11 protein-coding genes are annotated in these 10,572 nt (G+C 59.7%); 5 read left to right on the forward strand and 6 right to left on the reverse strand.

The window, feature by feature from the left end:
- Positions 1-11: 11 nt before the first annotated feature.
- On the reverse strand, positions 12-884 hold the full coding sequence (locus AC0J5K_RS22845) for a tyrosine-type recombinase/integrase (protein ID WP_473010020.1): 873 nt from the start codon (positions 882-884) through the stop codon (positions 12-14).
- A 224-nt stretch (positions 885-1,108) separates the two neighbouring features.
- On the opposite strand from AC0J5K_RS22845, the gene AC0J5K_RS22850 reads away from it, so the two are divergent.
- Together AC0J5K_RS22850 and scpB are read left to right on the forward strand one after the other, a co-directional pair.
- Positions 1,109-1,993, forward strand: coding sequence for a DUF1403 family protein (locus AC0J5K_RS22850; protein ID WP_473010021.1), 885 nt, complete (start codon positions 1,109-1,111; stop codon positions 1,991-1,993).
- A 3-nt stretch (positions 1,994-1,996) separates the two neighbouring features.
- The gene (scpB, locus tag AC0J5K_RS22855; RefSeq protein WP_473010022.1) at positions 1,997-2,590 is read left to right on the forward strand and encodes an SMC-Scp complex subunit ScpB; all 594 of its coding nucleotides are present in this window, start codon (positions 1,997-1,999) and stop codon (positions 2,588-2,590) included.
- A gap of 56 nt (positions 2,591-2,646) precedes the next feature.
- Here scpB and AC0J5K_RS22860 read toward each other — a convergent pair whose 3' ends face one another.
- From AC0J5K_RS22860 to AC0J5K_RS22880, 5 genes are all read right to left on the reverse strand, one after another.
- Positions 2,647-3,912 (reverse strand): hypothetical protein, encoded by a 1,266-nt coding sequence (locus tag AC0J5K_RS22860; protein ID WP_473010023.1) that lies wholly within the window; start codon positions 3,910-3,912, stop codon positions 2,647-2,649.
- The gene (locus tag AC0J5K_RS22865) at positions 3,909-4,823 is read right to left on the reverse strand and encodes a nucleotidyl transferase AbiEii/AbiGii toxin family protein (protein WP_473010024.1); all 915 of its coding nucleotides are present in this window, start codon (positions 4,821-4,823) and stop codon (positions 3,909-3,911) included. Before AC0J5K_RS22865 ends, AC0J5K_RS22860 begins: the two co-directional genes overlap by 4 nt.
- The gene (locus tag AC0J5K_RS22870) at positions 4,813-5,661 is read right to left on the reverse strand and encodes a type IV toxin-antitoxin system AbiEi family antitoxin domain-containing protein (protein WP_473010025.1); all 849 of its coding nucleotides are present in this window, start codon (positions 5,659-5,661) and stop codon (positions 4,813-4,815) included. Before AC0J5K_RS22870 ends, AC0J5K_RS22865 begins: the two co-directional genes overlap by 11 nt.
- Positions 5,662-5,820: 159 nt before the next feature.
- Complete coding sequence (locus AC0J5K_RS22875; protein WP_298500658.1) at positions 5,821-6,390, reverse strand: ImmA/IrrE family metallo-endopeptidase; 570 nt, start codon at positions 6,388-6,390, stop codon at positions 5,821-5,823.
- Positions 6,391-6,708 (reverse strand): helix-turn-helix domain-containing protein, encoded by a 318-nt coding sequence (locus AC0J5K_RS22880; RefSeq protein WP_035367104.1) that lies wholly within the window; start codon positions 6,706-6,708, stop codon positions 6,391-6,393.
- A 161-nt stretch (positions 6,709-6,869) separates the two neighbouring features.
- On the opposite strand from AC0J5K_RS22880, the gene AC0J5K_RS22885 reads away from it, so the two are divergent.
- The 3 genes from AC0J5K_RS22885 to AC0J5K_RS22895 all read left to right on the forward strand — a co-directional run.
- On the forward strand, positions 6,870-7,091 hold the full coding sequence (locus AC0J5K_RS22885) for a DUF2188 domain-containing protein (protein ID WP_473010026.1): 222 nt from the start codon (positions 6,870-6,872) through the stop codon (positions 7,089-7,091).
- Between the two features lie 69 nt (positions 7,092-7,160).
- Positions 7,161-8,291: a ComEC/Rec2 family competence protein gene (locus AC0J5K_RS22890; protein WP_473010027.1), complete on the forward strand. Its 1,131-nt coding sequence runs from the start codon at positions 7,161-7,163 to the stop codon at positions 8,289-8,291.
- The coding region (locus tag AC0J5K_RS22895; protein WP_473010028.1) for a ThiF family adenylyltransferase at positions 8,291-10,572 on the forward strand (2,282 nt) is incomplete at its 3' end. The genes AC0J5K_RS22890 and AC0J5K_RS22895, both read left to right, overlap by 1 nt.

Consider the following 10,572-nt stretch of genomic DNA (forward strand, 5'->3'; position numbering starts at 1 on the left):
GGGACCCGCCGTCAGCCGCTTCCGCCTTTCTCGAGGTTCAGCAGATCCAGGGGGCTCGTCACGTCCCGGATCATCTTGATTGCAACCTTGGTGTAGACGGTCGTGGTCTCCAGCGTGGTGTGACCAAGCAGCACCTGGATCACTCGGATGTCTGTTCCGTTTTCCAGCAGGTGCGTTGCGAAACTGTGCCTCAACGTGTGGGGCGAGACGTTTTTCTTGATACCAGCAAAGTCGCACGCGGCGTGGAACGCGCGGCTCAGCTGGCGGTTTGAGATCGGGTTGGCCGGGTCGCGGCCGGGGAATAGCCAGCCCGCAGGACGCGTTTCCCGATAGTAGGCGCGCAAGAGCTCGAGAAGGGTGGGCGACAACATCACCTGCCGATCCTTGCGGCCCTTGCCTTGCTCGACGCGGATCAGCATGCGATCGCTGTCGATATCGGACACTTTCAGATGCGTGACTTCATTCGCCCGCAATCCGCAACCATACGCGACACTGAGAGCGGCCCTGTACTTCAAGCCCGGCCCCGGCGCCGCGGCCAGAATTCGCGCGACTTCTGCGGCGCTCAGTACGACCGGGATCTGCTTAGCGATCCGCTGGTAGCGCAGATAGCGTTTCATCTCGGACCGGTCGCAGGTCACGGAAAAGAAAAAGTTGAGGGCCGTGAGCCGGTGGTTGAAGGTCGGCGCGCCGGTGCCCTTGTTCGTCATATCGAGCTGAAACGCGCGCAAGTCCTCGGGCGTGGCCGCATCGGGCGACCGCCCCAGAAATCTGGCAAACTCGCGGACTGACCGCAAATACATCTTCTGGGTGATTGGCCGCAGGCCCTTGATGCGCATGTCGTCTAGAAACCGTTGCCGTAGGGCTGGAACATGTTCGCTGGACACGAGTACCTCCTGTCGTTTGATTGAGAAGGTCCCAATCAAACGACGGTCACACCTATCCGCAAAGACCGCAGTCGAACCGGCGTAGTTCGGCGGCAACGAGCGCCAATACCGCGCGAGCGGTTTCGTCCAAGGCAAACTTATTGGACATAGCGAGGTGCAGCACAGTGGGGCGGTTATTGTTCAATTATCTGGCAGAAAGCGCCGCCAGAGTGTAGGCTCTGAGCATGACATTTGCCCGACCGGATCACATCAGCGATTTAGACACACTACCCCGGTTGCCAGCATGGGTCACCTCCGCACGGCCTGAAGCCCTTGACGATGTTGCGTTTTTGTCGGGAGCGGCACTGTCCCATCTGCATCTTGTGTTGGGACGCGAGGAAGTGCCCCAAGCCTTGTTGCGGGACCGGCTAGCGCTGCGCGCGGCCGAGGCCTGTGTCGCGTTTTCTGGCCGCCCGGAGCGGACAGGGGAGTTGCGCGACACGGTACACCTTCTGCGCCCCGATGATCTGCCTGGACCGGCTGGCGAGATCTACCTCGCCTGGCGGCGCGCGGTGGAGCGGCCGGTGTCGATCAAGGCTCTGGGTCGGGCTTTGCCGACCTTCGAGCCGGACCAGATCGCGGTGTGGCTCGATGCGGGGCAGGGTACGCCGGTGACCCGCGCCGCAAGGGTGCTGGAGGCGGCGCTGACGGAGGCGCCGCGTGCCGATATAGCAGCGCTTGTCCTTGCCGACGCAGCCCTCGCCCAAGTACTCGGGTGGGAGCATATCCTTCCGCTTCTGGCTGCGGGTCTGAAACGCGTAGACCTGCGCAAACGCGGCGACGACTTGCGTCTCGCCTGTCATCGCGCGCTCGTCTCGTCGGCAATCGAGGCCGTGCGGCTGGCCGCCGACCTCTCGCGACGGGCCGCGTATTTGAACGCCGTTGCGCCAAAGTTGCGGGCCAAGGCGGCGGGGGAGGCCGTCGGGATCTTCCTGACCCGTGATGCCGTGGCGCCTTCGGCCCTACCCTTGCCGGACCGCGCCGCGCGGCGGCTCTGCGACAGGCTGGTCGAGCTCGGCGCAGTGCGGGAGTTGACGGGCCGCGATACATTCCGGCTCTATGGGGTTTGAGCAATGGCCAAGGATCGCCCCGAACCTGAACTTGACCGCGAGTTGGCCGACTTGCCGCCGGAGCTGCGCTGGCGGGAATGGATGCGGCGGATCGAGGCGGTGCTGTTTGCCAGCGCCTCGCCGGTTCCGCGCGACGACCTGGCACGCGTGGTGGGGCAGGGGGCCTCGGTTGACCTGCTGGTTGAAGACCTCGCCGCCGAGCTGGAGGGGCGGGCTTTTGAAGTTGCGCAGGTCGCTGGCGGCTGGATATTCCGGACGCGACCCGCCTACGCGCCCGCAATCCGCACGGCGGCAGATGTCGGGGACCAGCTACTCGATCTGAGCGAATTCGACGTCGCGGTCCTGGCCGCTATCGCCTACCATCAACCGATCACGCGCGACGGGCTCAAGGACATCTTCGGCAAGGAGATCAGCCGCGACCTGATCGGGCGGCTGCATGCGCGCGACCTGATCGGGACCGGGCCAAGGTCGCCCAGGCGAGGGGCCCCCTATACCTGCGTCACCACCGAGCAGTTCCTTGTTGCCTTCGGGATGGAGAGCCTTCGCGATCTTCCCGATCGGGAACAGTTGGAGGATGCTGGGGTTGTGGAGGTGTGATGAGGCCAACAGTTATCCGTGATGACGCTCCGGTCGAGTTGGCAATTCTCCAAGGCTCAGTTTCTCCTTCGCACCTCGAAATAGTGGGCAAACTCTTCCTTTGTCATCGGCTCGATGCTGAATGCGTCTCGCAGTGAGTTCCACGTCCTGTGAAGAAGTTGCATGCGCCGCTCATCTGGCCAATCGCGCTCCGTTTCGTCGACCAAGAGACCGCTCTTACGGGATCTCGCGGGCACGTAGCCGGATTGCATCGGCCAGACCGCGTCCGACATGCCATCGATCCCCATGACGATCCGTCTTCGCTTCGACGCGCCCAATGCGTCAAGGCAGGCCATACCGCTTGCCAATCCCCTGATCCAATTGGAGAACAGATGTCCGTAAGAGATGTGTTTCTGGCCCTTGTGCTCGGTGAACGCCACACCGTCTGACATCCACACTTCGCCGCTGTCTTCGAGGTATGCCGCTAGGTTTCGTGAACGGCAGGTTCCATCCTCTTCCCGGCCCGCGACCCAGTACGTCACGAACCCGAACGGGCACGATCCGAAATTTCCGCCGCTTCCTGCCCCTGTGGGAGCCCGGAGACGCGCGCTGTCTGGCAATTGCTCCAGCGTCGTGATCGATGGACGGCCGTTGGGAAAACCTGCGGGGATGATCCTGAGCCAGGCTCGCGATAAGTCCAAAGGTTTTACACGTGCAACTTCACCGAAGCAGTCGGAATGTGTCACGGGCCATTCCGCTTTCCATAGGCCCGGCGAATGAGGGTCGCTCTCTACGCCCAGGATGGGTTCGGCGGCGGACCTAGCGTCGCGGACCAGATCAATATTAACCCGGACAGCTTCGGCCAGTTGCTTGATGAGGGCTTCCCGAACCGCTTTCCGTTCCGCCTTTGTCGCCTCCGCAGCTAAAGTGTAGGTCAGTATTCGGCGGTGCCGGATATCGAAGGGTAGATTCTCAACGGTGTCACCGTTCGCCGTATTCAAGACGGCAATGATCCTTTCAAACCCTATGGCACTCATCGCGTAGCCGAGCTCGACCATGACGTTCGGATTCGGTAGTGCTTTTCCGCCAGCAGACTTAGCGATAGGCGTGACGTCGGCGACCACTACGGCACTTCTGGATATCTTCTCCAAGATCGTCTGGCTGATGTCGGCCATTCCGGCGGTTGCTTTCGTGTCGTGATCCAGGGCCACTCGCTCGACATCTGCGACATCGAGAGTTTCACTGACTCGGTCGACAGCGATGGCTAGAGCATCTCGTATGAAGTCCCGATTCAGTCTTGCGGGCAGGTCATTCTGCCATGACCAAAACACGGTGTCGGTCATCGCCAGATGCCTTCAAGTTCCTCTGCCTGTCTGTGCCGTCTTTTGGCTTCAAGTCGGTCGAGATTGGTTAGCTTCCAGCGAACGGCGGGCAGGTTGGCCGCGTCCGTGAGGCCAGAAAGATTCCAGTCAATTTCGCCTCTTTCCACACCAACAAGAAAGGCGCGGTGCTCGTCCGGCATCTGCGCAACTATTGCTTCAATCATCTCTTCACGGGTTGCGACCAGCTCTTCCAGTTCGACCAACTCCGTGGTCATGCCTAAGAAGTTCTCCTCGAAATCCGAGCGAATGTCCTTTCGGGTCGGAGCGAGAACTTCGATAGCCGGCCGGTTATGGCTCACGATGTAGGCCAAGAACGCTTTTCGCAATGACGTCGAGATTCCTTCCTTCCTCAGGAGATCCCGCACGTCGAAGAGGTCGCGGGGGTGTTGGCGATCAAGTGCGGCGACGATCTTGCCCGCGTAGAGATCGTCAAAAGAAACTACTTGGGTTTCTGCGTAGCCGAACTGGTCTTCGACCGACGGCGCAACCTGCATGACTCTGGGTTCGAACACGCAACCGCGGGCTACAGGTGTCACTTCGACCTTGATCTGAGTTTCCGGTGTCCGGACGACCAGACGGGTGACGATCCCTTCCTTGTGCAGCCGACTGGGAACGACCTTGGTTTGAGGCACGGCTTCCGAGATGGATTTCGATATCCGGTCTAACGCGGCGTCTATGTCGGCGAGGGATTCTTCCCGGGCTTTCACGGGTAGGTAAGTCAGGTCGATATCGACGGACAGGCGTGGCAGGTCTCGGACGAACAAATTTATCGCAGTCCCGCCCTTCAGCGCGAACACGTTTTCTTCAGCCACTGAGGGGAGGACCCGGATCAAAAGATCGACTTGCTGTCGGAACCGTTCATCAGTTGCCATCAAGATTCTCCGGCACAGTTATTTGGTATTTGGCGTCCAACTTGCCTCCTTTTGCGATCACCCGCTTGCCACTGCCGATGTTGATTGCATCGAGATCGAGTCGTTTGAACCAGGCGTGATCGTTCCGCTCGGCGAACCACAGAAAGAGTCGGTTCACCTTCACGCTGCCGCAGTTTTCGAGTGACGTCTGGAGTTGCCTGGGGCTGAGGTTTGAAAGTCCGGTGAACAGTTCTGCAGCGTGCTCGAAGGACTGGTGTGTCGGGATCTCGTCCAGAAATTCCAGAATGGCTCGCTCCGGACGGGAGATCACCATCGGCCAGGATCTGTCACCCCAGACATGGAGTCTCAACCCACCGTCGGGGTTGTCCAATGTCTCGACATTGCCTGTCGACGAAATTGGTGGGAGGTCTTGGATCGCCTTGAAGATCGCCTCCGACTTGAACAGCTTTTTCGCATTTCGCGTCTGGAAATCGATCTCGGGGTCGATTTCGTTGAGCCATTTGGACAGGGGGGCTTCCGTGTAGAGGTGAACCCTTCTCCGCTTTCCCATGGTTACGTAGTGACCGTAGCCTTGAAGTTCGAGTGCGCTGAGGCCCCCGACGATGACCGGAATTTGCATGAGTGATTGCAGCGAGATGATCAGGTGTTGCCATCGCGTTTCGGCCCCGGGCCGCTTATAGATCCCTCGTGCGGGCTGCTCCAACCAGCCGTTCGCGACGTATTTGCTTCGCAGTGCGCTCGAGTAACCTGCCTCGTCCAACCATCGCGAGCTGGCGACCAAACCTTCTGGAAGGAGGCGCTGCAACGAGTTGAGCTTTTGTCCTCTTTGCACACTCATGGTTTGCTTTCAGGCCTCTTCGTAAACTCAAGATGGTTTGATGTATGCTGTATTTAGTAACTTAAGGTGCGCGAAAATGGAATATGTCAAACCAAAAAACATAGCTGAAGCACGAATGTGAACAACAGCGCCCACCATTAATTACATATTTATAATGGGTTAGACGCGGCGGCGCGACAGTTGGTAATCCACACCCGTCATCCGAAACCGCCACTTCAGCATCTCCGGACTGACGAGATGTTCCTCGCAAGCGTCGCGATCTGACATGCGCCGACGACGAATAGACAGAAGGGCGGGCCGGGGCAGCAGCAAGGCTCCGGCCAGCCAGTCGGCTTCGTCTTCTTGGTCTTGATCGAAATTACCTGGAACAAGAGAGCCGTCCTCCAGGATGCAGGCTTTTGCAAGTTCGTGACCCAAGATGATGTGCGCCAGCTCGTGCATCACCACGTTGTTGCGGCGACCTTTAGAGGAGACCGGTTTGTGGACGACAAGATGGGCCGCGCCTAATCTCATCGTGAGGGCGGACCACGATTGATCGGTCTCGTCGCTCAGAACCGACCTGGCGCTTTCCGATATCCCATCGACGTCATCGGTAGACCAAACGGTGACTCGAAGCTCCTCCGCCAAACGGTCGGCAGACAGCGCATCATGATCCGACAGACCGAACTGTTTTCGAAACTCGACCGATCGCCGCTCACATTGCGATTTGAACCCTCGTCTGAATGCCACTTAGTGTCCTCGAGCCTCGACGTCTTGTTCGAATTGTCGCGAGGCTTGGGTGATGAGCTCAGCTAGAGCGAGAGCGGTCGCTTGCGGGACGGCTTTTCTGTTCTTGAATGCGATTTGAAGGTCTCCAACGCCCGTGAACTTCGAAGGCTCCTCCCCCAACCATTCGCTGAGTTTGTTGAGCGTGCCCACGTCTGGGACATGCCCTTTTTCGATCCTCGTGAGTGTGGTCGGACTGATCCCGATCTCCTTCGCGGCAGCCCTAACCCCCATGTTTCCCCGTCGCCTTAAGACTAGTGGGGCGAGTTCGTTGATATTCATATGCCCTCCTTAGTGTTTCTTAGACTGGTATTAGTGGTGCGAAGACTGTTTACTTGGTGAGGCTTCTGGCCTATACCAGTCTGTGAAACACTTGAATCATGCCGCTGGGCCGGGGTCAACAGTTTCGAATCGAGGCGAGCCAGGAAATTAAGGAGAATTCGATGTCAAAGCGTATTCATGTGGTCCCCCACGGGGATGGTTGGGCTGCACGCCGTGAGGGCGCTACCCGGGTCGGATCCACGCATGCGACTCAGGCAGCGGCGACCGCAGCCGCACGCACCACGGCGATCCGAGAGCGAGGCGAGGTCGTCATCCATCGGCCCAATGGCCAGATCCGAGATGCAAATTCCTATGGGAACGATCCCTATCCGCCGAAAGGCTAGGCTTCAGAACGGGGCTGGAGGTCAAAAAAACTGCCCAATCTGCTCGGGCAAAAATATGAGGACAGTGAAATGCAGGCTCTGGTGAACTTCTTTCCGCTCGGCAACGCCGACACCGCCCGCCTCGACCTTGCCGATGGGCGCAAGATCCTGATCGACTTCGCCGCAATGCGTTGCGACGACGATGAGGATGACCAGCGTTGCGACTTGCCGGCGACACTTCGCCGCGACTTGCATAAGGCAGGCCGCGACTACTTCGATGCGGTTTGCATCACGCACACCGACACCGATCACTGTAAGGGGTTTGGTGACTTCTTCTGGCTCGATCATGCTGCGCTCTACCAAGGCAAGGGTCGCGTAAAGATCAGGGAGCTCTGGGTACCTGCAGCGGCAATTCTTGAAGAGAACTTGAAGGATGATGCGCGGTTGGTCCGCGCGGAGGCACGGTATCGTTTGCGTCAGGGTAAGGGTATTCGAGTGTTCTCTCGCCCCGATCGGCTAAAGGCCTGGATGGAGGCGGAAGGCATCGACTTTGAAAGCCGCAAGCACTTGATTGTGGATGCTGGCAAACTCGTGCCTGGGTACGCACTGACTGGACCAGAGAAGGTAGAGTTTTTTGTGCACTGCCCGTTCGGCTGGCGACAGGATGAAAACACTGTCGTCGATCGCAACGAAGATTCGATCGTTATGCAGGCCACCTTTGTCGAGGGCGGCCAGAAGACGAGGCTGCTTCTCGCCTCAGACGTCAATTACGAGACGCTGGCTGCGATCGTGCAAGTCAGCCGGAAGCACGGCAATGAGGACAGGCTCGCTTGGGATCTGATGAAGCTGCCGCACCATTGCTCCTACAAGTCGTTGGGGCCGGAGCGTGGCTCGAACGAGACTGTCCCTGACCCCGACGTCAAGTGGCTGTTCGAGGATCAGCGCCAACCCGGCAGCGACATCATCTCTCCGTCCTGGCCGATCCCCGTCAAAGGGTCGAAGGCCGACGACGACGTCCAGCCCCCGCACCGGCAGGCTGCAAACTATCACCGTCGGATCACTGTGGCGCACGACGGCGAATTCATCGTGACGATGGAGCACCCGTCGAAGAGTGATCCTAAGCCCTTCGCATACAAGATCACGGCATTTGGTTTCGCCCTTGCGCTTGCTGCGCCGATGGTTGCTGGAACCGCCGCGGCGGCGTCACCCAGGGCTGGTTAATGGACGTCGAAGCCTGGCTCACGGCATCCTTCGACGAAGTGATCGAGGTCGATGACCTCACCTCTTCGGCAGCGGCATCGTTTGCACGGTTTGTCGACCGGCATGCCGCCGAGCTCGCTGCCGTCGTCGCACTACGCAGGGGAGGGGCCGGTGAGCTTGTAGAACTCACCTTCAGGACCGGCAGGCCGCAGCAGAGCGTCGTGCCAATCCGGCGCACAGAACGAATTGGCGTTCGCTTCGCTGGCGGCGATTCGATGCCATTCGTCTACGTGTTGCGGAGCGATTTTCCCGACACTGCCCACCAAAACCTCACTGCCGAAGGATCACCCCGCGCGATCTGTATCGATGACCGAGGATGGGCGGAAGCGCGCCTCACATGGACACCGGCCGAGCTTGTCCAGCGTATCCTTGCCTGGTTTCGGCGAGCTGCCGAGGGCGCATTGCATGACGCCCGGCAGCCGGTCGACCCGCTCATGTTCGGGACCGGCTACAACATCATCATGTCCCGTGCGTTGATCGATAACGCCAACACACAGGATCTCGTCGCTGTCCCTGACGACACGGGCACGCTGATGCGCGTGATCCCGCTTTCCCAGCTGGAGGGGCGCACACTGGCTTTGCCGTTGACGGTGGCAGCGTACCGAGTGCCCCCGGCGCAGATGGTGCGGCTTTCGTTCGCGCCAGGTAATCTTGGCAGCCTTGCCGACTTGCGCACAGCACGTGGGATCGATCTATTTGCCGACCTGCGTACGCGCCTCGCCGAATGGTTGAACGACGCGCGCACCAATGCGGCGCGGATCAATTCCTGCCTGGCCGTGGTCATCGAGATGCCGATTACCTCACCAGACGGAACACAACAGGGCACAGATTTTCGGGCCTTCGTCACTGCTGAGAAGGTTGGTGACATCGCGGTCGCGCTCGGAATTGCTCACAAGGTCGAAAGCAAGGATCAGGGCGGAGCCGCCGGCTTCGTTACCGCTTTGACCGCCGGAGCTGTGGATGAAGCTGCGCTGATAGCGATGGCCGTACTGCCGGTCGAAGTCCACGCAACCTTTGACCGAGACCTTGCGACCCGGCTTGCGGGCCGCACCATCCCGGATGAACGCAAGGCCGTGATCGTCGGAGGGGGCGCGATCGGTGCCCATGTCGCCCCTTGTCTTGCCCGAGAGGGGCGTTTTCGCTGGACCGTGATAGACGATGACGTCCTGCTTCCACACAACCTTGCCCGTCATGTCGGGTTCGGCGGCGACGTCACTAGGCGCAAATCTGAATTGCTCGCTGGGGCTTTGACGAGCATCCTTGACGATGAAGATTCTGTGGCTACAGCAATAACCGCCCAGGTTGGGGTTGAAGGGCAGCGAAATGACGATGTTGATGCTGCGCTCGATGGCGCTGACATTATCGTGGATGCATCCGCTTCTTTGCTGGCGGAGCGCTTCCTTTCTGACCATAAATCCAAGGCTCGGCGGTTCAGCATCTTTTTTAGCCCGGCGGGGGATGCAGCCGTTCTGCTGGGCGAACCGATAGATCGCAGCGTCACGCTACGCGATCTGGAAGCGCAGTATCTGAGGTATGTCGTCCGGGAGGAGGCTCTCGCGGGTCACTTGGAAACCCCGGTGCGGACTTTCGCCTATACCGGCGCTTGTCGTGCCATCACAAACCTGATCCCGGAATCGCGTGTCATGGCCCTAAGTGGACTGGTTGCGGAAGGTCTGGGACGGGCCGCCGACTCTGATGAAGGGATCATCCGGATCTGGTCGCTTGGTACGGAGGGCCAGGTCAGAAGCTTCTCCTATCCTGCGGAGGATGTGCGTCGCTTCGATGTCGACGGCTGGCAGGTTTCACTCGACGCCGGACTCCGCTCGCGCATCGCGGCCATGCGCGATGAATGCCTGCCGAACGAGACGGGAGGCATCCTGCTCGGGGTCGTCGACATTCCTGCCCGGAAGATACACCTTGCCGATGCCGACAAAGCACCTGCTGACAGCACCGGATCGCCGAACGGGTTCGTTCGCGGCACCGACGGCGTCCAACAGATGATCGACCGATCTATGGCTGAGACACAGGGGCAGCTGCGCTACGTCGGTGAGTGGCATTCACATCCGCCACTGGTCGGGGTGATGCCGAGCGTTACCGACCTGTCCCAGATCAATTGGCTCGCCACCATATTTGACATGGATACCTTGCCCGGGCTGATGTTGATTGCCGGGGAGGCCGAACTCGCTGTCGTATTCATGCGCCATAGTGAAGACTCTTCTCCGCTAGCCGAAGGGTCGGTCCG

This window comes from Marinovum sp. E3 (assembly GCF_055755275.1).